Annotated in this window: 16 protein-coding genes; 6 read left to right on the top strand and 10 right to left on the bottom strand. The window is 74.3% G+C overall.

The window, feature by feature from the left end; all coding sequences use genetic code 11:
• Nucleotides 1-131 precede the first annotated feature (131 nt).
• A complete protein-coding gene (locus AC07F3_RS13760; RefSeq protein WP_388972373.1) occupies nt 132-287 on the bottom strand; it encodes a hypothetical protein in 156 nt (51 codons plus the stop codon).
• Nucleotides 288-467: 180 nt separating this feature from the next.
• Nucleotides 468-1922 (bottom strand): hypothetical protein, encoded by a 1455-nt coding sequence (locus AC07F3_RS13755; protein WP_479113640.1) that lies wholly within the window; start codon nt 1920-1922, stop codon nt 468-470.
• A gap of 292 nt (nt 1923-2214) precedes the next feature.
• Between AC07F3_RS13755 and AC07F3_RS13750 the strand changes: the two genes are divergently transcribed.
• The 3 genes from AC07F3_RS13750 (at nt 2215) to AC07F3_RS13740 (ending at nt 8764) form a co-directional block, all read left to right on the top strand.
• Nucleotides 2215-5472, top strand: coding sequence for an AfsR/SARP family transcriptional regulator (locus tag AC07F3_RS13750; protein WP_479113639.1), 3258 nt, complete (start codon nt 2215-2217; stop codon nt 5470-5472).
• A gap of 50 nt (nt 5473-5522) precedes the next feature.
• On the top strand, nt 5523-7103 hold the full coding sequence (locus AC07F3_RS13745; RefSeq protein WP_479113637.1) for a COG1470 family protein: 1581 nt from the start codon (nt 5523-5525) through the stop codon (nt 7101-7103).
• 227 nt (nt 7104-7330) lie between these two features.
• Nucleotides 7331-8764 (top strand): hypothetical protein, encoded by a 1434-nt coding sequence (locus tag AC07F3_RS13740; protein ID WP_479113635.1) that lies wholly within the window; start codon nt 7331-7333, stop codon nt 8762-8764.
• 501 nt (nt 8765-9265) lie between these two features.
• Here AC07F3_RS13740 and AC07F3_RS13735 read toward each other — a convergent pair.
• The 4 genes from AC07F3_RS13735 to metG form a co-directional block, all read right to left on the bottom strand.
• A complete protein-coding gene (locus AC07F3_RS13735; RefSeq protein WP_479113633.1) occupies nt 9266-11248 on the bottom strand; it encodes an ATP-binding protein in 1983 nt (660 codons plus the stop codon).
• A complete protein-coding gene (locus AC07F3_RS13730; RefSeq protein WP_479113631.1) occupies nt 11245-11922 on the bottom strand; it encodes a Pvc16 family protein in 678 nt (225 codons plus the stop codon). Before AC07F3_RS13730 ends, AC07F3_RS13735 begins: the two co-directional genes overlap by 4 nt.
• A gap of 103 nt (nt 11923-12025) precedes the next feature.
• Nucleotides 12026-12703 carry a helix-turn-helix transcriptional regulator gene (locus tag AC07F3_RS13725; RefSeq protein WP_189390253.1) on the bottom strand — a complete coding sequence of 226 codons (678 nt, stop codon included), beginning with the start codon at nt 12701-12703 and terminating at the stop codon, nt 12026-12028.
• A 227-nt stretch (nt 12704-12930) separates the two neighbouring features.
• A complete protein-coding gene (gene metG, locus AC07F3_RS13720; protein ID WP_479113629.1) occupies nt 12931-14511 on the bottom strand; it encodes a methionine--tRNA ligase in 1581 nt (526 codons plus the stop codon).
• 156 nt (nt 14512-14667) lie between these two features.
• Here metG and AC07F3_RS13715 point away from each other — a divergent pair, with 156 nt between their 5' ends.
• Nucleotides 14668-15321 carry a response regulator transcription factor gene (locus AC07F3_RS13715; protein WP_479114043.1) on the top strand — a complete coding sequence of 218 codons (654 nt, stop codon included), beginning with the start codon at nt 14668-14670 and terminating at the stop codon, nt 15319-15321.
• A 19-nt stretch (nt 15322-15340) separates the two neighbouring features.
• Nucleotides 15341-16510 carry a sensor histidine kinase gene (locus AC07F3_RS13710; RefSeq protein ID WP_479113628.1) on the top strand — a complete coding sequence of 390 codons (1170 nt, stop codon included), beginning with the start codon at nt 15341-15343 and terminating at the stop codon, nt 16508-16510.
• Here AC07F3_RS13710 and AC07F3_RS13705 read toward each other — a convergent pair.
• From AC07F3_RS13705 to AC07F3_RS13695, 3 genes are all read right to left on the bottom strand, one after another.
• Entirely contained in the window at nt 16491-17999 is a 1509-nt protein-coding gene (locus AC07F3_RS13705; RefSeq protein WP_479113626.1) for a VWA domain-containing protein, read from the bottom strand. The genes AC07F3_RS13710 and AC07F3_RS13705 overlap by 20 nt on opposite strands.
• Nucleotides 18000-18170: 171 nt before the next feature.
• On the bottom strand, nt 18171-18425 hold the full coding sequence (locus tag AC07F3_RS13700) for a hypothetical protein (protein ID WP_479113625.1): 255 nt from the start codon (nt 18423-18425) through the stop codon (nt 18171-18173).
• A 39-nt stretch (nt 18426-18464) separates the two neighbouring features.
• Nucleotides 18465-19409 (bottom strand): LysR family transcriptional regulator, encoded by a 945-nt coding sequence (locus AC07F3_RS13695; RefSeq protein WP_479113623.1) that lies wholly within the window; start codon nt 19407-19409, stop codon nt 18465-18467.
• A 221-nt stretch (nt 19410-19630) separates the two neighbouring features.
• Between AC07F3_RS13695 and snpA the strand changes: the two genes are divergently transcribed.
• Nucleotides 19631-20284 carry a snapalysin gene (snpA, locus tag AC07F3_RS13690; RefSeq protein ID WP_479113621.1) on the top strand — a complete coding sequence of 218 codons (654 nt, stop codon included), beginning with the start codon at nt 19631-19633 and terminating at the stop codon, nt 20282-20284.
• 517 nt (nt 20285-20801) lie between these two features.
• Here snpA and AC07F3_RS13685 read toward each other — a convergent pair.
• Nucleotides 20802-22760: an FUSC family protein gene (locus AC07F3_RS13685; protein ID WP_479113619.1), complete on the bottom strand. Its 1959-nt coding sequence runs from the start codon at nt 22758-22760 to the stop codon at nt 20802-20804.
• Nucleotides 22761-22825: the final 65 nt, after the last annotated feature.

Genomic DNA, 22825 nt, shown 5'->3' with positions numbered 1-22825 from the left:
GGTGCGTGGACGAGGGCAGCACAAGGTGCCCTTCCGGTCATCGGCGCGGGTTCGTCCGGCCGGATCGGGTACGGCGGGTGCCGTGACCGGGCCGGTTCCGGTCCGCGCAGGGACGTCCGGAAGGGAACGGGTCAGGCCTCGTCCTCGTCCTCGGCGAGGGTGAGGGGGCCCGTCGGCGAGCAGGGCCGGCCGGTGCTCAGCCGGTTCGCCTCGCGGACCTTCTCCAACAACTCCTCCCTCCGCCGCCTGTCCTCGGCCGCCTGTTGTTCCGCACTGCTGTCACCCATGGCGCGCACCCCCTAGGCACGTATGCCGACTCCCGTCCACGCCGCCCCAGTCCGTGATCGTGCAGTAGCTGTCCGTACATCCAGCAGCGTGCTCCCCCGATGCCCGGCCTGACCAGGGGGCGCGGCCCGCGACTCGTGGCGGGTGCGCGTCACCGGCGGTCGGGGGCGGCCGGAACCCCGCTACTGGTCGGCCGTGTCGGGCGAGGAGGGCGGGCGGGCGACCCGCAGCGTCATCGGATTGTTGAAGTAGCCCGAGGCCGCCTGCTGCTCGTGGAAGCTCTCGCCGGGGCCGCCGCCGTAGACGCGGAAGAACCAGGAGCGGCAGGTGTGGTCCTCGAAGTCCTGCTGCAACTGGAGCCGGGGCATGCCCCGTTTCCTCTTGACCTCGGGGTCGGTGACGAGGGCGGCGAGCACCTCGTCGAACTTCTTCTTGAAGGCCTGCTGGTCGTCGCTCTCCAGGAGCGGCTTGAGCTGGCTGAACCACCCGCCGCCGCTCTTGGCCCGCTGGTACAGCACCTCGTACAGCTCGGAACGGGCCTTCGCGTCGAACTCGTTGCGGGCGTAGTTCTCCAGCGTCACCTGGCAGCTGCCGTCCAGGGAGCGGGCGACGACCGCCGCGAAGTGGTAGCCCCAGACGTTCTCGCCGCGCTCCGCGGCGGGCGCCACCGAGTGGTCGAGGCCGTCCTTCGCCAGCATGCTGAAGATCGCGAAGCCCTCGCCCGGTGCGGGGGAGGCGTACTTGTTGATGCCGAGCCGCTGCTCGGTGGCGTCCCGGCCGCCGTCGCGGGTGGCCTCGCCGTAGCGTCGGCCGAGGTCGTCGCCGGGGGCGTGGCCGCCGTCGGCGGCGGTGACCGCGCCGTCGACGCCGAGCGTGGACGTGGTGTCCTGGGCGACGGCGTCCGCCAGGCGGTTGGCGCGGGCGTCGCTGTCGGAGTTCGGGGTGAGCAGGAAGCCGCCGTCGCCGCCGCCGAGCACCGCCTGCGCGCGCTTGGCGTGCTCGGAGCCGATCAGGCTGCACGCCACCGAGATGCAGGTCGAGCGCAACAGCGAGACGAACGGCCCCAGTTGGCTGGTGGGTGTCGTGTCCCGTACGACGCTGGGCTGGACCCGCAGCAGCCGCAGGCCGCCGACGCCGATGCTGCGGCCGCCGGTGACCAGCTGGACGGTGCTGTTGGCCGCGCGCAGCGCCGTGTTGGCGGTGTCGACGACGGCCTGGACGGCGTAGAACTCCTTGGGCTCGTCCACCCCGTGCACCGCGAGCGTCCCGTCGTCGGCCACCCGCAGCGGGGCGTCGGCGGGGCCGACCTCGGCGAGTTCGTACCGCAGCCGCTCCCGGATGTCGCGGGGCTCGCCGCCGCCGCCCATGGCGACCCGCGGCTCGGGGCCCTGCGCCACGAAGTGCGGCCCCCGCTCGCCGGGTTGGGGCTCCGCGTCGTAGGAGCCGCCGGGGTGCGTGGTGATCCGCTGGACGGGTACGGCCCGACCGGTGCGGGAGGCGGAGGGCGCCAGCAGCCGCGCGACCGCGGCGTTGCCCGCCGTGCGCTGGAGCTCGGCGAGCCGAGAGCCGGACCTGCCGGGGCGGGCCGCCGTGCCGCCCGGACGCCGCTCGGCCTGCTGTTCCTGCTGGACCCGCACGCTGGTCCACTCCCCTCGGTCGTCGCCTCGCGATTCTTCGGGCCTTCGGCACGGAACGCAGGAGGCGCCCGGACCGTCTTGGGGGCAGGGAGGGTGCCCTTTCGACCGGTTACCCACGGGATACAGGGGAGAGTTCAAGCCAACTCCTTGTGCGATACATGTGGTGATGCGGGCCCCTGGGAGGTCCTGGCGTAGCGTTTCGGTGGACCGGACGAACAAGATCCGGAGGGCCGAAAGGGCAAGCGTCGGGGGACGAACCGGCCGGTCGAGTGAGAGGAAGAGGCGGCGGCGCGTGACGGAATCCGGCGGAACGGGCGAGGGCACAACCGACGGACTGCGGTTCCGGATGCTCGGGCCCGTCGAAGGAGAGCTCGACGGCCGCCCCCTGCGGCTCGGTCCGCCCCAACAGCGCGCCCTGCTCGCCGTGTTGTTGCTGCGCGTGGGCCGGCCGGTCTCGATGCCGGAACTCCTCGACGCGATCTGGGGGGAACGGCTGCCTCCGCGCGGCGTGGGCACGCTGCGCACCTACGTGTCGCGGCTGCGCACCCTGCTCGAACCGGGCCGCCCCGCGCGCACCCCGGCCCGGCTCCTGGTGTCGGCCGACGACGGCTACGCGCTGCGGGTGCCCTCCACGGCGCTCGACACCACGCTGTTCGAGACCCGGCTCGCCGAGGCCGCCCGGCTGCGCGGCGCCGGGGACACCGCCGCCGCCCACCGCGAGCTGACCGGCGCGCTCGCCCTGTGGGGCGGCAGCCCGCTCGCGGGCCTGCCCGGACCGCACGCGGAGCGCCAGCGCGACCGGCTCACCGAACTGTGGCTCTCCGCCCGTGAGGACCACTTCCACGGCGCCCTCGCCCTGGACCGCCACGCGGCGACGATCGCCTCGCTGCGCGCCTTCGCCGCCGAACACCCCCTGCGCGAGCGCACCCAGGCCCTCCTGATGCTGGCCCTGCACCGAGCGGGCCGCCAGGCGGACGCGTTCGCGGTGTACGAGACCACCCGCCGCACCCTGGACACCGAACTGGGCGTCCCCCCGGGCCCCGAACTGACGGCCCTGCACACCCGCCTGCTGAGCCGCCCCGCGGAGGACCCCCGCAGCGCCGAGGCCGCGCCCGCGCACGCGCCGGTCCCGACGGCGGCCCCCCAGGCCCCCCACTCCGCCGTCGCCGCGGGCGGTCGTGTTGCGGGGCGGCCGGGGCCCGCCCCGGCCGGGCGGAGCCGAGACCCCGGGGAAGGGCGGCCGCAGCGGGCCCTGGCCGTCGCGACCCCCGTAACCGGACCCGCCCCCGCACAGCGGGCGCAGCCACCCGCCCCGGAACCCCGGAGGGCGCGGATACCCCGCCCGGCCCAACTGCCGCCGCCGGTCCAGGACTTCGCGGGCAGGGAGGGCCTCCTCAAGGAGCTGCGCACCTTCCTCCAGGACGCCCAGGAGACCCGCACCCCGCCCCTCGCCGTGCTCACCGGCCTGGGCGGCGCGGGCAAGAGCGCCCTGGCCGTCCGCGCGGGCCACGCGGTGCGCCGGGCCTTCCCCGACGGCCAGCTGTACGCGGACCTGCGCGGCGCCGACCCGGACCCCGCCGACAGCGCGGACGTCCTGACCCAGCTGCTCCGCTCCCTGGGCGTGGCCGAAGGCGCCGTGCCGGACGACGCGGGCCAGCGGGCCGCGCTGTACCGCTCGCTGCTCGCGGGCCGACGCGTCCTGGTCCTGCTCGACAACGCGCACGACACTGCGCAGCTGCGCCCGCTGCTCCCCGGCACCCCCGGCAGCGCGGTCCTCGTCACCAGCCGCACCCGGATCGCCGGACTGCCCGGGGCCCGGCTCCTCGACGTGGAGGCGATGACCGAACAGGACGCGCTGGCCATGCTCGAAGCCGTCGTGGGCGAGGAGCGGGTGAGGGACGAGCCGGAGGCCGCCCGCCAACTGGTCGCCGCCTGCGGCCGGTTGCCGCTCGCGGTGCGCATCGCGGCCGCCCGCCTGACCGCCCGCCCGGACTGGGCGCTGGCCGACCTGACCGCCCGGCTGCGCGACGAACGGCACCGCCTGGACGAGCTGGAGGCCGACGGGCTCGGCGTCGACGCCGCCTTCCGGCTCAGCTACGAGGGCCTGGACCCGCACGTCGCCCGCGCCTTCCGCCTGGCCTCCGCGGCCGCCGTGCCGGCCTTCGACCGGGCCACCGCGGCCGCCCTGCTCGACGTCGAGGAGTGCGCGGCCGAGGAAGCCCTGGAGGCGCTCGTCGACGCCGGTCTCCTGGAGGCCCGCGGCGTGGGCCGCTACCGCTTCCACGACCTCGTACGGATCTTCGCCCGGCGGGTCCTCGACGACTCGCCGGACGCGGCCGAGCGGCCCGCCGCCCAGCGCAGGCTCCTCGACCACGTGCTGGCCACCGTCCGCAACACGATCCGCCGGCTGCGCCCGCTCAGCGGCGTACCCGATCTGCTGTACGCGCCGCGGGTGCCCGGCTACCGGCCGGCCGGGGCCGAGGCCGCGCGGGCCTGGCTCCAGGAATCGCACCGGCTCATCCGCGCCACCGCCGAGCAGGCCCTCGGCAAGGGACCCTGGGAGGACCTGGGCGACGAGGCGCTGCGGCCCGCCGTCGACCTGCTCACCGGCTGGGCGCACCTCGTCCTCGGCACCGCCCGGCGCCGCGAGCTCCAGGGCCCGGCCCGGCTCGCCCTGTCGGCCGCCCACTGCGTCGGCGACTCCCGCTCGGTCGGCCGGGCGCTGCGCCTGATCGCCGCCGCGCCGCAGCAGCACGCCGACACCTACCGGCGCACCGAGCGCACCCTGCGCCAGGCGCTCCGGTTCGCCGCGCTGGCCTGCGACCCGCTGACCGAGTCGGAGGCCGCGCACGAACTCGCCATGATCCTGGGCGCGATGGGCCGCACCGCCGAGGCGCTGCCCCTGTTCGAGCAGGCCTACGCCCGGTTCGTGGAGCTGGGCAGCCGGGGCGACGCGGTGCGGGTCCTGGCCCATGTCGTACGCGCCCGGATGCTGCTCGGCGACAAGGAGCGCGCCGAGGCGGCGGCCGACGAAGTGCTGGGCGCGGCAAGGGAGTTGGGCGACCGGGGTACGCTCGGGCACGTGCTGTACCAGATCGGCTGCGCCCTGCTCGCGGGCGGCCGTCCGGTGCGGGCCGCAGCCCACCTGCGGGAGTCGCGCCAGCACCACCAGTGGGTCGGCGACCTGCGCTGGGAGGCGCTGGCGTGGGCCCGGCTCGCGCACTGCGCGCTGGCCAGGGAGCGGCCCGGCGAGGCGGCGGCCTGTGCCACGCAGGCCCTGTCCATCGAGGGCGACCTCGGGGACCCGTTCTGCCGGGGCCTCGCGCTCGCCGCCCGGGGCCGGGCCCTGCTGGCGCTCGGCGAGACACCGGCGCTGTCCGCGCTGGCCTCGCTGCGCACCGCGCACCGATTGCTCAGCGCGCGGGGCGCGGCGGAGGCCGACGAACTGGCCGCGCCGCAGGGCCCCGCGACCACGGTGCCGAGACAGTCGACGGGTCCGCCGGGCAGCTCGGTCGCCGGGGCCACGAGTGCAGCGAGGGCTGCCCTCTGACAGAGCCTTTCGGGCAGGGGCCGGCCCGGCGCGCCCCCTAGCCTTCGGTCATGACCATGTGGACGTCTCTGGACCCGGCCGCCGTCGCCGTTGATCCCGGTGGGCGGGCCACCGCACGGCTGCGGGTACGCAATACCGGGGAGACGGTCGAGGAGTTCCGCCTGTCGGTCGTCGGCGCTCCCGCGGGCTGGGCCCGGGTGGAACCCGACACCCTGCGTCTGTACCCGGGCAGCGAGGGCACCGCGGAGATCTCCTTCGCGCCGCCGCGCTCCCCCGACGCCCTGGTGGGCCCGGCCCCGTACGGCATCCGCGTGGAGCCCCGCGAGCACCCCGACCTGCGGGACGTGCTCGAAGGGCAGGTCACGGTCGCGCCCTTCAGCGAGGTGCGCGCCGAACTGCTGCCGCCGAGCCTGGTGGGCCGGTTCCGGGCCCGGGCCTCGGTGGCCGTCGACAACCTCGGCAACACCCCGCTCACGGCGTCGCTGACCCTGCGCGACGAGGGCAACCGGCTCACCTACGACATGGCGCCGAACTCGGTGCAGGTGGCGCCGGGGCGCGCCGCGTTCGCGAAGCTCGACGTCCGGCCGCAGCGGGTCCGCTGGACCGGCCCGGCCGAACAGCACCGCCTGACCGTGGTGGTGCGCCGCTCCGGCGACGACACCGCTCTCGACCTCGGCGGCACCTTCGACCAGCGCCCGGTGCTGCCGCGCTGGCTGCTCGTCACCGGCAGCGCGCTGGTCGCGGCGGCCGTCGCGTTCGCGGTGCTGTGGCTGGGCTTCCAGCCCAAGGTCTCCACCGCGAGCGGCGAACTCCAGGCCGGACCGAGCGCCCAGCCGGTGCCGCAGGGCGCCGAGTCCCCGCTGCCCCCGGCCCCCTCCTCCGCCCCGCCCGCGGCGCCGCCGGGCGCGCAGAACCCGCCCGGTGACGGCTCCGGTGGCGGTGCGGGCGGTGGCGGCGGTGGAGGCGGCGACAACGCGGCGCCCGACGGCGGCCCGCCCGTGGTGCCCCCGCCGCCCAACGCGCCGCCCCCGACGAAGGCGAACGCCAAGTCGGGCCCGCCCTGGCAGATGGGCTACAAGCCGGACGACATCGTCGAGTTCGCGCAGTACCGCCTGGCCACCCTCGGCAAGACCAACCCCTGCCAGCTGAAGCCGGGGTGGACCGCGGGCGTCATCGACAAGCTCACCGACACCTCGCTGCGCTGCTATCAGGAGCACGTCATGCGGGACCAGAACAGCAGCCGGGAGCTGACCAGGACGGACCCGTACGGCACCCTGGGCCGGGCCACCCTCGCCTCGCTGTGGGCGCAGGGCATCCGGCCGGGCGACGTGAAGAGCGGGGCGAAGAACTACCAGGTGACGCAGTTGAACGCGGCGTTCTGGTGGGCGTCCCAGGCCGTCATCTCCAACGACGACCTGAACCGCGACCGCGGCTTCGCCCAGACCGGGATCGCCTACTTCAAGAGCGGCCAGAAGAGCAGCCAGCCGATGGTGTCGGACGGCTCGCTCAAGGACAAGATCGCCCAGTACCAGGGCCAGGTCGGCCTTCCGAAGACCGGCGTGGCCGACGGGGCGACGATCGGGAAACTGGTCGGCGGCTCGGTGAACGGGCCGGGCAGGTCGGGCCGTTAGCGCGGGCGTTAGCGCGCGTTAGGCGCTGCTGATCGGGCCTTGAGAGGCTGCTCGCATCCCCCAGACTCCCGGGCGGTTGTTCCCCCGCAACCGCCCGGGTCCTCCTTGACGGCGGCCCGGCCCGGGCCGCCTGACTAGCGGCTATGGCCGCTAGGGCAGCGGGTCCTGCCCCCGGAACTGCCCCTCGTGTCCCTGTACTTCGACGGCCGTCGCAATTAACTCGGGGGGTGAGTATGTGGACAGCCCTGGAGCCCCCCGCCACCACCGTGGCCCCCGGTGAGAGCACCGCCGTACGGCTGCGCGTGCGCAATACGGGGGACACCGTCGAGGAGTACCGGCTCTCGCCGGTCGGGGACGCCGCCGGGTGGGCGAGCGTGGAGCCGGCCGTGCTGCGGCTCTACCCCGGGGCGGAGGGGACCGCCGAGGTCACCTTCGCGCCGCCGCGCACTCCGGACGCCCTGGCGGGCCCGACCCCCTTCGGCATCCGCGTCGAGCCCCGCGAACATCCCGGCGAGGCCGACGTGGTCGAGGGCCGGCTCACCATCAGCCCGTTCGCCGAGCTCCGCGCCGAGCTGGTCCCGCGCACCATCAAGGGCCGTCGTCGCGCGCGCGGCCGGGTGGCCGTCGACAACCTGGGCAACCAGCCGCTCACCGCCTCCTTCTCCACCCGCGACAACGGCGACGCCGTCACCGTCGAGGCCAACCCGACCGCGATCCAGGTCGACCCGGGCCGGGCCGGGTTCGCCGAGGTGCAGCTCACCGCGGTCAATGTGAGCTGGGTCGGCGGCATCCGCCAACACCCCTTCACCGTCTCGGTGTTGAGGTCCGGCGAGCCCGCTCCGCAGGAGCTGCGCGGCACCTATGTGCAGCCGTCCGTGTTCCCGCGCTGGGTCCTCGCGGTCGGCTCGGTCCTGGTGGCGGCGCTCGTGGCGTTCGCGGTCGTCTGGTTCCAGCACGACATGGGCGTCAAGAGCCAGGCCTCCGAGAAGGCACCGGCCAAGGAGGAGCCGCTCCCGCAGGGCTCCAACTCCCCGCTGCCCTCCGCCCCGCCGCCGCCCTCGAAGCAGCCCCCGCCCCCCTCCGCGCCCGCCCAGCCCGCGCCCGACCCCGCCGGTCAGCCGAAGCCGAAGGACCCCGGGGGCGGCGGCAGCGGGGGCGGCGGTGGGAACAGCGCTCCCAAGCCGCCCCAGTACGACCCCAACAAGCTGGTGCGGATCCAGTCCGGGCTCGGGTACCTCCTGGTCACGGCGACCGACCAGAAGGCGGAGGGCCGGTACGTCTACGCGGCGCCGACGAGCTTCAACTCGCCGCCGTGGGACCAGTTCTGGCACGTACGGCCGCTGCCGAACAACGAGTTCGCCTTCTCCTCGTCGTCCGAGGACTGGGCTGTCGCGGACAACACCCGGGAGGGGAACCAGATCCAGATGTGGGGGGCGTCGGGCGGCAAGGCGAGCCTGACCAACGGGTCCATGACCGCCAACCAGAAGTGGTCGATCCAGCCGATCAATGGGGCGGACGGGTTCGTGCGGTTGGTGAGCCGGGACGACAACTGGTGCCTGTCGGATCTGACGCCCAACGACCGGAAGAACCTTCAGGTGGCCGAGGTGCGGCCGTGCGGTGCGCTCCCGGACGACCAGCAGCGCTGGAAGATCCTCCAGTAACCCCGGCCCCCTGCGGCTCCGCCCCAGACCCCGGAGGGCCCCACCCCGCCCCTTCCCGCTGCGACACTCTGCGGCTGCGCCGCGTGGCCTCCGGGGGTTGAAGGCCCCTGGGGCTCCGCCCCAGACCCCGGAGGGCCCCACCCCGCCCCTTCCCTAAACCCTCCGGGGGTTGAAGGCGCTGCTGGGGGCTCCGCCCCAGACCCCGTTCGCGCCTGAACGGCGCTCGTCCTCAATCGCCGGACGGGCTGAGGATGTCCATGCTGACCGGCACCAGTACTGATAGGGGCGCGGGGAACTGCGCGACCAGCCACGCACGGTCCGCGGTCGAAAGCGGGTTTTTGGGGACGCGGGGAACTGCGCGAGAAGCGGGCACGGTCCGCAGATCGAAGGGGGCCGGGGCCGCAGCGCCCCGCACGGGCACACCGCCGAGGGCAGGCCCGCCAGGGCGCCGGGTACACCGGCAGGGCAGCCCGCAGGGCGCCGGGCGCCCTGGCAAGGGGGCTAGGGGGACCAGGCGAGGCCCGCGCCGGGGACGAGGCGGCCGGACTTGACGTACTCCCGCCGCGCCCCGACCCGGACGTCCTCCGCCGACACCCCCGCCCCCCGCCCCGCCGCGAGATACCCCGCGGTGACCGCCGCGGAGCGAATCGCCCCGCCCGCCAGCTCGAACTCCTTCGCGCACGCGTCGAGCGCGGCGTCCAGGCCGTCCTCCTGCGGCACCCCCGCCAGGCAGCTGCGCCACAGCAGGGCGCGCAGTTCCACGTCCGGGAACGGGAAGTCCACCACCAGGTCGAGCCGCCGCGTGAAGGCCTCGTCGATGTTGGCCCGCAGGTTGGTCGTCAGGACCGCGATGCCGTCGAAGGCCTCCAGGCGCTGGAGGAGGTAGGCGCTCTCCAGGTTGGCGTACCGGTCGTGCGAGCTCTTCACCTCAGACCGTTTGCCGAACACCGCGTCCGCCTCGTCGAAGAGGAGCACCGAGTCGGTCCGGTCCGCCTCGACGAAGATCTTCTCCAGGTTCTTCTCGGTCTCACCGACGTACTTGTCGACCACCGACGACAGGTCCACCACGTACAGGTCCAGGCCGAGCTCGCCCGCGACGACCTCCGCGGCCAGCGTCTTGCCGGTGCCGGAGTCGCCCGCGAACAGGGCGACCACACCCCGGCCGCGCCCGCCCCCCGTACGCAGCCGCCATTCACCGAGCACCCGGTCCCGGTGCCGGGCGCGGCCCGCGAGTTCCCGCAGCATGCCGAGCGGCTCCTCGGGCAGGACGAGGTCGGCGAACCCGACGGCGGGCCGCACCCGGCGGGCGTGCCGGTCGAGCAGCGGCGCCGAGAGCTGGCGGGCGCTCGTCTGTACGTGGCCCAGGCCCACCGGCGTCCCCTCGAACCCGGCGAGGGCGAGCGCCCCCCGGGCGGCCCGCCGCACCTGCCCGGCTCCCAGCCGGTAGGGCCCGACGGCCTCCGCGAGGTCACCCTCGTACCCGGGCAGCTCCTCGTGCCAGGCGGTCAGCGGGTCGGTCTCGGCGGTGGTGTCCTCCAGCGCCAGCAGCGCCGCGCCGGGCGCCCACGTGGGGTCGTACGGTTCGGTACCGGTGAACACCACGGTCACCCCGGACGGCGCCGTCAACTCCCGTATCAGCGGCCCGGGTTCGCCGGGCAACTCGACCACCACGGCGGTCCCGGCGCCGCGCAGGCGTGCCTCGCGCAGCAGGGCGCGGGCGGCCGCGCGGTCGGTCTGCTCGGGGCGGTGGCGCAGCACGGTCCGTCCGGCGCCGCGCAGGGCCGCGCTCACCGCGTCCGCGCCGCTCCCGGCCCTGCGCTCGCGCAGGTGGACGGCGAGGGGCGGTGGCGCGAGGGCGATCCGCGCCGCGAGGCCCTCGGCCGGTGCGGTTCCGGCGGGTGCCAGCAACTCGATGTGGGAGTCGGCGAGTCGGCCGTCCAGGGTGTCGTCGCCCAGCAGGTGGGCCACCACCCGTTCCGGGACGCGCAGGGCGCGCCCCGGCAGCGGGCGGTCCTCGTCCTCCAGGGCCAGCAGGCCGCCCGTGACCAGCGGCGCCGCCGGATGGAACCGGCCGCGCGCCTCCGGGTCGTGCGGGCCGGTCCCGGCGAGTTCGAGGGCGAGCGCGACGGAGGCCCTGCGGCGGCCCACGTCGTCGTTGAGGTAGCCGTAGAGCGGCTCGAAGCGCCGGTCCACGTCGGGGGCGAGCGCCGCGACGAGGAGCAGTTCGTCGAGCGGGCCGAGCCCGAAGCCCTCGGCGAGCGCGGTGAGGCGGTCGCCGGGCGCGGGCGTGAACGGACCGGTGTCAGAGGGGAGTTCGGGCGCGGGACCGTTCGCCAGGCGGGCCGCGGTCTCCGCCGAGACGTACAGGCCGCGCAGCGGGTCCTGGGCCGTCGGATCGTCGGCCGAGCGGGCCTCGACCAGGGCCGCGACCGAGGCACGCAGGTGGTCGAGGCGGAGCAGCAGGGCGCGGGCGGCCTCGTTCACCGGGCGCCCCCGTCGCGCCCGCCACCGTCCCGCGCGGCGTCGCCGCGCGGCGCGCCGTCGCGCGAGGTCCGCATCATGCGCGGCTTCGCGTCGTCCGGCACGCCGTCGCGGCCCCGTACGGTGATCACGCCCTCGGTGACCGGCGGTGCGACCGGGTAGACCGGGGTGACCGGGAACGGCGTCGTGATGACCACGTCGAGCGAGGGCTTCAGCTCGCCGCCGAGCGCCGACCAGATGTCGGCGAGGGAGCGGGACTCGGCCGGCGGCACCGCGACCGTCAGCGGCAGCGAGACCTTGTACGCCTCCAGGGCCCGCGGCACGTGCTCGTCGGGCAGCATCTCGTGCGGCAGCAGGCAGGCCAACGCGCCGGAAAGGAGCCGGTGTTCGTCCTCGGGGCGGCTGGTCCACGCCGTCAGGAGGTAGGAGAGCCGGTACCAGCGGGGCGGCTGGCGCCTGCGCAGCACCACCCCGTTGGCGTCCCGCTCCGCGTACGAGCCGCGCTCGCGGCGGGCCACGTCCTCGCGGATGTCGTACAGGTAGGCGTTCAGGGTGGGGGTGTTGCGCCGGGCCGCCCAGTCGCGGGTGGGCGCCTCGAAGACGACGTCCCCCGTTCCCTCGGGCAGCGCCCCGCCGCGCAGGATGCGCCGCAGCGCCTCGTCGATTTCGTGGATCATTGAGCCAATTTCCCGAGTTGCCGGACACGGCCGGACCCGGGTGGGTCCGGCGGCGATGGAGCGGTCTGCGGCGGCCGGGCAGGTGTGCCGGGCGCCGTACCGGCTAGATGTAGCCCTCGCGCAGCGCGTAGGCCACGGCGTGCGCGCGGTTGGTGAGCTGAAGCCTGGTCATGAGGGCGTGCAGGATGTTCTTGACGGTGCGTTCCGAGTAGGCGAGCTTCTCGGAGATCTGCCGGGTGTCGAGGCCCTCGGCGACGAGCCGCAGCACGTCGACCTCGCGCGGCGCCATCCCGAACAGCGGCGCGGCCGACGCGGACCCGGCCGATGCCGAGGTGGTCTCCGAGCGGCGCAGCCGTCCGACCTGCACGAGCAGTCGGCTGATGAGGTCCGGCGGCAGTTCCCCCTCGCCGCGCGCCGCGCTGTGCACGGCCTTCAACAGACGCTGTTCGGTGGCCTGGTGGCGCCACAGGATGGCCCGCACCCCGTACTCGACCACGGTCAGCAGGTCGGGCTCGCGCAGTTCGCGGGCTATGAGCACCACGCGCTGCTCCCCGCCGCGCACCACGCGGCGCAGCTCCGCGGAGGCCGAGTCGTCGACCTGGTCGACGAGCATGACGGCGACCGTGGGGTCGGCCGGGCGGCCGTCCGTCTCGCGAGCCTCTCTGGTGTCCCGCAGGACCTCCACCGTCGGCTGGTGCTGCAGATGACTGATGACCCCGGCCCGGCTCAGCGGATCGGAGGCGTGAACGGTCACGGTGACACGATTCGCGAGCAATGGCATTCCCTGTCCTTTCCCTCTCCCCGTGCGTACCGACCGGAACACTCTGGTCGCACCCGATCAACAGCGAATCAACAACCGTTGAATGGGCCACAGATCCTGCCAGGAAGGAAAGAACTCGTCCGGAAAGGAGGGCGGCGGACGGCGGCCGCGATCCCGGCCGTGCCCGCCCCCGCACGCCGGGACCCCTCGGGCCCCGGCGGCCCCAACCTCCGTACAGGTGAAGCGCCTTACGCGGGCTTCTCCTCCAGGCGCGGGAAGAGCACCGCGCCCTTGGTGACCTTCGCGCCGGCGGGCAGCGCGCCCCAGGTGCCCGCGTCCTGGACCCGCTGCTCGGCGAGCGCGCCCAGCGCGGCCTCGGCGCCGAGCGAGTCCCACAGCTTGTGCGAGGTGTCCGGCATCACCGGGTTGAGCAGCACCGCGACGCCGCGCAGCGCCTCGGCCGCGGTGTACAGGATCGTCGCGAGCCGGGCCCGGCCCTCGGCGGAGTCGTCCTTGGCGACCTTCCAGGGCTCCTGCTCGGTGAGGTAGCCGTTGACCCGCTTGACGAAGTCGAAGACGGCCAGGATGCCGCCCTGGAAGTCGAGTTCGTCGCCGATGCGCCGGTCGGCCTCGGCGGCCGCCTTCGCGAGCCCGTCGCGCACGGCCTGCTCGGCGGCGCCGTCGGCGCTGGCGGCGGGCAGCTCGCCGCCGAAGTACTTGCCGACCATCGCGGCGACGCGGGAGGCCAGGTTGCCGTAGTCGTTGGCGAGTTCGGAGGTGTAGCGGGCGGTGAAGTCCTCCCAGGAGAACGAGCCGTCCTGGCCGAACGCGATGGCCCGCAGGAAGTACCAGCGGTAGGCGTCCACGCCGAAGTGCGAGGTCAGGTCCTGCGGCTTGATGCCGGTCAGGTTGGACTTCGACATCTTCTCGCCGCCGACCATCAGCCAGCCGTTGGCCGCGACCTTCCCCGGCACGGGCAGCCCGTTGGCCATCAGCATCGCGGGCCAGATGATCGCGTGGAAGCGCAGGATGTCCTTGCCGACGAGGTGCACGTCCGCCGGGAAGATCTCCTCGAAGCGGGCCTGGTCGGCGCCGTACCCGACCGCCGTCGCGTAGTTGAGCAGCGCGTCCACCCACACGTAGATCACGTGCTGCGGGTCCCACGGCACGGGCACGCCCCAGTCGAAGGTCGACCGCGAGATGGACAGGTCCTGAAGGCCCTGCTTCACGAAGTTCAGGACCTCGTTGCGGGCCGACTCGGGCTGGATGAAGCCCGGGTTCGCCTCGTAGAACTCAAGGAGCTTCGGGCCGTACTCGCTCAGCTTGAAGAAGTAGTTCTCCTCCTTGAGGAGCTCCACCGGCTTCTTGTGGATGGCGCACAGTTCGGTGCCGTCCTCCGCCTCGATCAGGTCGCCGGGGAGCTTGTACTCCTCGCAGCCCACGCAGTACGGGCCCTCGTAGCCGCCCTTGTAGATCTCGCCCTTGTCGTACAGGTCCTGGACGAACTCCTGCACCCGGTCCGTGTGCCGCTTCTGGGTGGTGCGGATGAAGTCGTCGTTGGCGATGTCCAGGTGCTCCCACAGGGGCTGCCACGCCTCGCCGACGAGCTTGTCGCACCACTCCTGCGGGGTGACGCCGTTCGCCTCCGCCGTGCGCATGATCTTCTGGCCGTGCTCGTCCGTGCCCGTCAGGTACCACACCTTCTCGCCGCGCTGGCGGTGCCAGCGGGTGAGCACGTCACCGGCGACGGTGGTGTAGGCGTGGCCCAGGTGCGGGGCGTCGTTGACGTAGTAGATGGGCGTCGAAACGTAGTACGTCGGCGAAGGCATGCGCGGAATCCTATCGGCCGTCGTAGCCGCGACCGCCCGGGATGTCCGGATGGCGGACGCCCCCTCGGGCCGCGGAGAGGTTTGCGAAACACCCGTTGCCGTAACAAGGACGCATCCTGGGACGGAAGGGGGCACGTGCACACGAAGGACGAGAACATGCGGGTACTGGTCGCCGAGGACGAGGAGGTCCTCGCCGAGCTCGTCGCCACCGGTCTGCGGCGGGCCGGATTCGCCGTGGACACCGTCTACAGCGGGGACGCGGCCCTGGCCTACCTGGGCCTGCACGACTACGACGTGGTGGTGCTCGACCGCGACCTGCCGCGCGTGCACGGCGACGAGGTGGCCCGCCGCCTGGTCGCCGACGCCTCCCGCACCCGCATCCTGATGCTGACCGCGTCGGCGTCCATGGAGGACCGGGTCGAGGGCCTCGACCTGGGCGCGGACGACTACCTGGGCAAGCCCTTCGAGTTCCCCGAGCTGGTCTCGCGGGTCCGCGCCCTGCGGCGGCGCAGCGCCCGCCCGGTGCCGCCGGTCCTGGAGCGGCACGGTCTGCGCCTGGACACCGTGCGGCGCACCGCGCACCGCGACGGCCAGGAGCTCGACCTCTCGCCCAAGGAGTTCGCTGTGCTCCAGATCCTCCTGGAGGCCGACGGCGCGGCCGTCTCCGCCGAGGAGCTCCTGGAGCGCGCCTGGGACGCCAACGCCGACCCCTTCACCGGCGCGGTACGCGTCGCCATGAGCAAGCTGCGCGGCAAGCTCGGCGAGCCCTCGTTGATCCGTACCGTCCAGGGCGTGGGGTACGCGCTGTGAACGCGGGGAGCCCCACCAGGTGATCAGGACCCGCATCGCGCTGATCTTCGGCGGTGTCTTCCTGGTGCTCGGGGCGGCGCTGCTGGCCGTCGTCAACCTGCTCTCGCGGGCCGGCACCGAACAGCAGGCGACCGCCATCGCGACCCGCGCGACCACCCTCCGGATGCCGTCGGGCGCGGCCGCCTACCGCAGCGGCCCCACCCCGCTCGAACCGCTCACCGTCTACCGCCTCAGCGCCGACGTGAGCGACGCGGCCTCCAGCCAGACCGCGCTGTGGTCCACGCTGGCGCTCGTCGCGATCGCGCTGCTCGCGGTCGTGGTGGGCTGGTGGACGGCGGGCCGCCTCCTTCGTCCCGTGCACGTCATGACGGCGCGGGCCCGCAAGCTGACCGCGAGCAATCTGCACACGGGGGTCTCCCCCGCTGGAACGAGGCTGCGAGGCTGGGGGAGGATCGGGGCGGCCGGGCCCGACGACGAGCTGAAGGAACTCGGCGACACCATCGACGACCTGCTCGGCCGCCTCGAAGCCGCCTTCGACAGCCAGCGCCGCTTCATCGCCAACGCCTCGCACGAACTGCGCACCCCGCTCGCCACCCAGCGCGCAGCGATCCAGATCGGCCTCGACGGCGAGCCGGGCCCCGCCGACATCGAGCGCACCCGTACGACGCTGCTCGACAACAACCGGCGCAGCGAGCAGCTCATCGAGGGGCTCCTGATGCTGGCCCGCAGCGAGCGGGGCCTGGAGCGGCGCGAGGAGGTGGACCTCGCGGAGGTCGTCCGGGAGGAGGCGGCGCGCTACGACACCGTGCGGGTCAACGCCGATCCCGCCGTGGTGCGGGGCAACCGGGCGCTGCTCGCCCGGCTGACCGCGAACCTCCTCGCCAACGCGGTCACCTACAACGTGCCGGGCGGGGCGGTGGAGGTCACCGTGTACGGCGGCCGGCTCGTGGTGGCCAACCCCGGGGGGCCGGTGGTCGCCGCGGAGGAGGTCCCGGCCCTGTTCGAGCCCTTCCGGCGGGGCGAGGGCCGCGACCGGACGGGACCGGGGGCGGGGCTCGGCCTGTCCATCGTGCGCTCCATCGCGGTGGCGCACGGCGGGACGGCCACGGCGGTGCCCGGCCCCGAGGGCGGGCTCACCGTGACCGTCTCGCTGCCGAAGGCGGCGGCCGCTACGGGCGGAACGAGTTGAGCAGACCCCGGTAGACCTCGGCGTCGCTCAGCTCGCGGGGCGCGGGCCCGGCGTGGAAGAAGCCGACGTGGGCGTGGTCTGTCTCGGCGGTGCGCAGGAAGTCGAACGCCTTCGAGTCGTCCTCGCCGAACGCGACGAACTGCCAGTACAGCGGCTTGTCGGCGACGTCCGCGAGTGCCTGGCGGGCGGGCAGCTTGGCGTCGGGGGCGCCGTCGGTCTGGAACACGACGAGCACCGGCCCGTCGTGCCCGGCCTTCTCGACGTGCTCGACGACCTCCTCGACGGCCCGGTGGTAGCTGGTCCGCCCCAGGCGCCCGAGCCCGGCGTGCGTCTCGTCGACGAGCCCCTCGTACGCGTCGAGCCCGAGGTCCACCGACCCGTCGATGTCGGTCGAGAAGAACACCGTGTGCACGGTGGCCTCCTCGTCGAGGTGCGCCGCGAGCGCGAGCACCTGCTCGGCGAGACCCTGCGCGCTGCCGTCCTTGTAGTACGGCCGCATCGACCCGGACCGGTCGAGCACGAGGTACACCTTGGCCCGCGCCCCACTGATCCCGGCCTTCTTGAGCGCGGCCCCGGCCGCCTTGTACGCCCCGGAGAGCCCGGGCGCCCGGGACTTCACCCGAGCGGCCGAGACGGCGGGCTTGGACGTGGGGAGGGAGACATCGGCGTCGCCGTCCACGCCTGCCTCCGCCTCGGCCTCGGCCTTGACGGGCTCGGGCTCGGCGGCGGGTTCGGCCTCGGTCTTGACCGGCTCGGGCTCGGCGACGGGCTCCGCCTCCGCCTTGACCGGCTCGGGCTCGGGCTCGGTGGAGGGTTCGGCTTCGGCCTTGACCGGCTCGGGTTCGGTGGCGGGCTCCGCCTCGATCTCGACGGGCTCGGGCTCGGGTTCGGTGGCGGGTTCGGCTTCGGCCTTAGCCTTGGCCTCGGCCTTCACCGGCTCGGGCTCCACCTTCACCGGCTCGGGCTCGGGCTCGGGCTCGACGACGGGTTCAACCGCGACCTCGACCTCGGCCGCCACCGGCTCGGACTCGGGCTCGACCTCCGCTCGTACGGGCTCGGGCTCGGGGGCCGTGGTCTCCGGCTCCTCGGTCGGCGCGGGCTCTTCGGTCGCGACCGGCTCGGCCACCGGCTCCGGCTCGGCCTCCGTGCGGGGCTGCGGCACCTCGGCGACCGGCTCCGAGGCGTCGGCGGAGTCCGGGGAGCCCTCGCGGGTCGCGGAGTCGGAGGAGGCCGGGGTCGGGGTGGAGGACGGGGCCGGGGGGCGCGGGCCGTCGAAGGCGGCGGCCACCAGCTCCTCCGCGGAGGAAAGGGTGACTTCCTTCGCCGGGGCGGGAACGGACGGCGCGGCCGCCTCGGCCGGTGCGGGGGCGGGGGTCTCGGCGGTCTCGGGGGCGCGTTCCGCCTGGGGCGGTACGGAAGCCGCCGTCGGCTCGGTACGCTCCGCGCGATCGCGTCCGAACACCTTGCGCAGCAAGCTCCGAATGCCCATGGGCGAGGCCTTTCGCATGAGTTGGGTGCGATACGTACCGCACTGCGCCACAGGTCCGGGGTCCGATCCCTGGCCAGCGCGGACACGTAAGGTTAGCGACCCGGCGGGGCGTTTCCCGGAAGGGGCCGGGTGAGCACCGCGAAAGGTGAGCCGGGACCGCGACCGGGCCCCTCAGCCTCCGCCCTGCTCACGCCACCGCAGGATCCGCTGGGCCGGATCCCCCGTGCGGCCCCCGGGCACCAGGGCGACCCGGTCGCCGGGCAGGGCGAGGACGTCGGGCCGGCCGACCGAGATCTGACCGATCGTGAGCAGCGCGCTCACGGCGACGGTGAAGGCGACGAAGAGGGCGAGGACGGTGCCGACGCCGACCAGGGCGGCGAGCCCGGCGGGCAGTGGCCCGGCCACCGTGAAGAGGGGCGAACGCACGTCTGACGGACGCGAGGTGGCCACGGCGCGCACGGCCCGCTAGGCACGCCCCCGCTCCGCCAGCCAGGACCGGTAGGGCGGGGAGTGCGAGGCGGCCTCCCAGTACGCCGACTCCAGGTCGGCGCCCACCCCGGCCAGGTCGCCTCCGTACGCCCCGCCGCGGACCGCCAGGAGCAGCCGTACGCCCAGCGGGTCCCCCCGGAGCGGGCGTACGGCCATGTCGGAGCGGGGGCGCGAGGTGGGCTGGCAGAGGGTGACCACCTCGCCGGTGGCGACCAGGCCCGCCGCCGTCAGGTAATCCCCGTGCAGGACGCGGGGGTTGAGGCCCGCGGCGTGGAGGACCCGGCGCAGGCCCTCCCATTCGCCGTCCACGCTGGGGTCGACCATCCACTGGTCGGCGGCCAGGTCGGCGAGGTCCACGACGGGGTGGTGCGCGGCCGGGTGGTCGGCGGCCAGGCACACGAACTGGGGCTCGCGCTCCACCAGGGTGCGGACGTCCAGGCCCGGCGGGACCCGCAGCGGGCAGCCCTCCACCTCGTGCACGAAGGCCACGTCCAGATCGCCGTCGGCGACGCCGCGCAGCAGCGCGGTGGCCGAAACCGCCACCTGGAGCTGGGTCTCGGTGCCCGGCAGCCGCTCCCGCAGCCGGCGCAGCCAGCCCGGGATGGCGCGGCTCGCGGTCGAGCCGATGCGCAGCCGCGCGCCGCCCTCCCTGCGGGCGGCCGCGGCGCGGGTCTCGGTGACCAGCGCGCTCAGCGAGGCGAGCAGCGGACGGGCCCGGCCGACCACGCCCCGCCCAAGGGCCGTGGGCACACAGCCGGTCCGCTCGCGCGAGAAGAGCCGCCCGCCCAACGTGTTCTCGATGCGCCGCAGTTGGGTGGTCAGGGCGGGCTGACTCGTGCCCAGGGCCCGGGCGGCGCCGTGCAGACTGCCCGCGTCGGCGATGGCGCACAGCACCCGCAGATGTCTGACCTCCAGATCCATGCGGCTGAGGTTAGGGCGTGCTAACCCGCCGCACCAGGTGGCCAAAACCGCTCTGATACGCGGGAGTTATCGCAGATCGGCATCATTCCCGTACGCCGCTGTGGCCTCCACAATCACCGGGACGGCGGCGCCACCGTCGTCATCCAGTCACGGAGAACACCCCACGCCCGTGCCCGGCCCACCCAGCCGTGCGCGGATCCCCGAAGGATTGGTAACCCCCCATGAGACACTCCCGCACCTTCGTCATGACCGCCGCCCTGGGCCTGGCCCTCGCGGGCTTCGGCGCGATCCCCGCCACCGCCGCCACCCCGGCCGCCGCCCCCACCGCGGCGGCCGCGCACTACACCGCCGGGGGCAAGCACTCCGCCGCCAACGACCGGGCGTTCTACGACGCGGTCATGAAGTCGGTCGCCAAGAAGCGCGCCGCCAACCCGCTCGCCGCCGCGGTCACCGTGTACTACAGCACCGCCAACGCCCCCAGCTTCCGCTCGCAGATAGCGCAGGCCGCGCAGATCTGGAACTCCTCGGTGCAGAACGTCCGGCTCGCCGACAGCGGCTCGGGCGCGGACTTCGAGTACTACGAGGGCGACGACCCGCAGAACGGCTCGTACGCCTCGACCGACGGGCACGGCAGCGGCTACATCTTCCTCGACTACAGCCAGAACCAGCAGTACTACTCGGTGCGGGTCGTCGCGCACGAGACCGGGCACGTGCTCGGCCTGCCCGACCACTACTCCGGTCCGTGCAGTGAGCTCATGTCCGGTGGCGGGCCCGGCCCGTCGTGCCGCAACGCGTACCCGAACAGCACGGAGAAGTCCCGCGTGAACAGCCTGTGGCGCAACGGGCTGGCCTCCGCGTTCAAGCCGGCCGCGTAGGCGCGCGCCTCTGGCAGCATGGGGGGATGTCCAGCGTCTCTCCTCGCCGTTCCTGCCCGTCCTGCGGTCGTTCCGTCGCCGTGGTGGCGGGCAGGTTCGTGCGTCACGATCCCCGTACGCGGGAGGGTGGCGAGCTGACGCTCTGCCGCGGGTCCAAGATGCGGGCCCCCGCGGATGCCTCGCAACGAACCCTGGACGGGTTCGAACTCCCCGCGTTCCCCGGCCAGTTGCCTCTCTTCTGAGCCGGACGCCGCAGAGCCCGTTCGCGCAGTTCCCCGCGCCCCTTGAACCCCCCTTCGGTCTGCGGACCGTGCCCGCTTCTCGCGCAGTTCCCCGCGCCCCTTAGCGGCATGGTGCTGGTCAGCATCAGCATCTTCAGCCCGTCCGGCGTTTGAGGACGAGCGCCGTTCAGGCGCGAACGGGGTCTGGAACGGAGCCCCAGGGTCCTTCAACCCCCGGAGGGTTTAGGGAAGGGGCGGGGAGGGGCCGACCGGGGTCTGGGGCGGAGCCCCAGGGGCTAAGGGGTGGGGGAGGCGATGGCGCGGGCCGCTCGTACCTCCTGCCGCAGCGGGGCGAGAACGGACCCCTCGTCCCCCGAGAGCTCCACCCGCACCCCCACCAGCGTCACACTCTCCCGCAACCCGCCCGCCAGCGCACGAAGCTGCCCCGCGATCGCCTCCGCCTCGCCCGCCGCAGGCCACGGCGCCCCGTGATTGACCCGCACCCGCGCCGCCGTCGTCGCGTCCACGATGCGCTCGACCGCGACGACCAGCGGCCACCACGCGGCGGCCCTGGCCCCGGTGGGCGGGGGCTCGGTCAGCGCCCGCTGGAACTCGCTGCGTACGGTCGACAGATCGCGGTAGAGGCGACGGCGGCGGCGGACCCGCTCGGCGCGGTCGTCCTCGGAGCCGAAGGTGTACTCCACGTACTCGGCGGTCGAGGCCACCGCGTCCGCGAGCCGGGCCCCGACGCGGGTGTGCCAGCTCTCGGGCCACAGCACGTAGCCCGCCACCAGCGCGATCCCGCAGCCGATGAGGCTGTCCCACAGGCGCGGCAGGACCAGGTTGAAACCCTGGTGGTTGAGGACGTCGGAGAGCAGCAGGATCACCGGGGTGATGGCGGCGGTCTGGAAGGCGTAGCCCTTCGCGGAGAACGCCGGGATCAGCGCGGCGAGCAACATCAGGACCGGCACGTCCCACCACCCGCGCGGCACGTCGGCGAGGACGGCCGCGGCGATGACGAGGCCGCCCGCGGTGCCGACGGCCCGCATCAGGGCGCGGGCGAAGACCGAGCCGAAGTCGGGCTTGAGCACGAAGACGATGGTGAGCGCGACCCAGTACGAGCGTTCCACCGGGACCACGGAGACCAGGGCCTGGGCGAGGCCGATGCACAGGGCGAGGCGCAGTCCGTAGCGCCAGGAGGCGCCGGAGAGCAGGACGTTGCGGGCCGCGCGGCGGAAGCGGATGCGCAGGGCCGCCGGGCGGCCGAGGCGGTCGTCGACGTTGGACTGGTCGGGGTCGGGGTGGTGCACCACGGCGAAGGCGTGCCGCAGCGCGGTGTCCAGGGCGCGCTCGGCGGGAGTGGTGGGCGCGGGCAGTTCGGGCTCGGCGGTGCCGGTGCGACCCTCGTCCACCGCGTCCGCCAACTGCCGTACGGCGGCCGGGATCGCGGGGTCCACGCCCCAGCCGCGCAGGTGCACGGCGGGGGCCGCCTCCACGATCGGGATGAGCACGTTGAGCTGGGCGAGCAGGCGCACCAGCTCGCCGCGGCGGCCGTGTTCGCGGGCGCGGCGGGCGAGGATGAGGTCGTAGGTGGTGTTGAGGGAGTGCGTGACGGCCCGGCGTCTCGTGTCGTACCCGTCGGTGGCGGCCGCCTCGATGGCCTCGGCGACCGCGCGATAGGTCCCGGCGACGGCGGCGCGCTCGGGTTCGGTGCGGCGCAGTGGCCAGCCGAGCAGGCTCAGGAGCAGGACGAGCAGGCCGCCGAGGCTGAGCAGCAGCGGCGCCTTCCACCAGGGGGACGGCATGGGCAGGCCCGCGCCGACCACCGCGTTGAGCAGGAGCAGCAGGCCCGATACCGAGGCCACCGCGCCGATCGAGGAGATCATCCCGGAGGCCAGTGCGACCAGGGTCAGGGCGGCGACCGCGAGCCAGCCGTGTCCGAAGACGAGGCTGCCGACGGTCACGCCGAGCGCGCCGAAGAGCTGCGGCACGGCGATGTTGAAGATCCGCATCCGGTAGGCGTCGGCGGTGTCGCCGATGACGCCGCTGAGCGCGCCCATGGAGGCGAGCGCGCCGTACACGCCGTGCCCGGTGGCCATGCCCACGGCGAGCGGGGCGGCCAGGGCGACCGCGGCGCGGGCCACGGCGGGCCAGGGGATGGGGGTGGGCGCCGGTCGCAGCCCCCCGATGAGCCATTCCGGCGGCGCGAACCGCCCCGCTCGCCCACCGTCCCCCGCCCGCTTCTGATCAGCCATGAGCACACGACACCGTAAAAAGATCACTTGGTGCAAACGGGACGCCCAACAAAACCGTAAAACTT

The sequence above is a fragment of the Streptomyces sp. NPDC045846 genome, from assembly GCF_056431605.1.
The sequence above is the reverse complement of the archived record's forward strand: the minus strand, read 5'-3'. Positions and strand labels throughout refer to the sequence as shown.

Bases quoted from the DNA above. Each gene is read 5' to 3' on its own strand.
- AC07F3_RS13725 (WP_189390253.1), bottom strand. From the start codon at position 12,703: ATGCCATTGCTCGCGAATCGTGTCACCGTGACCGTTCACGCCTCCGAT.
- AC07F3_RS13760 (WP_388972373.1), bottom strand. From the start codon at position 287: ATGGGTGACAGCAGTGCGGAACAACAGGCGGCCGAGGACAGGCGGCGG.
- AC07F3_RS13685 (WP_479113619.1), bottom strand. From the start codon at position 22,760: ATGGCTGATCAGAAGCGGGCGGGGGACGGTGGGCGAGCGGGGCGGTTC.
- snpA (WP_479113621.1), top strand. From the start codon at position 19,631: ATGAGACACTCCCGCACCTTCGTCATGACCGCCGCCCTGGGCCTGGCC.
- AC07F3_RS13745 (WP_479113637.1), top strand. From the start codon at position 5,523: ATGACCATGTGGACGTCTCTGGACCCGGCCGCCGTCGCCGTTGATCCC.
- AC07F3_RS13730 (WP_479113631.1), bottom strand. From the start codon at position 11,922: ATGATCCACGAAATCGACGAGGCGCTGCGGCGCATCCTGCGCGGCGGG.
- metG (WP_479113629.1), bottom strand. From the start codon at position 14,511: ATGCCTTCGCCGACGTACTACGTTTCGACGCCCATCTACTACGTCAAC.
- AC07F3_RS13705 (WP_479113626.1), bottom strand. From the start codon at position 17,999: ATGGGCATTCGGAGCTTGCTGCGCAAGGTGTTCGGACGCGATCGCGCG.
- AC07F3_RS13715 (WP_479114043.1), top strand. From the start codon at position 14,668: ATGCGGGTACTGGTCGCCGAGGACGAGGAGGTCCTCGCCGAGCTCGTC.
- AC07F3_RS13695 (WP_479113623.1), bottom strand. From the start codon at position 19,409: ATGGATCTGGAGGTCAGACATCTGCGGGTGCTGTGCGCCATCGCCGAC.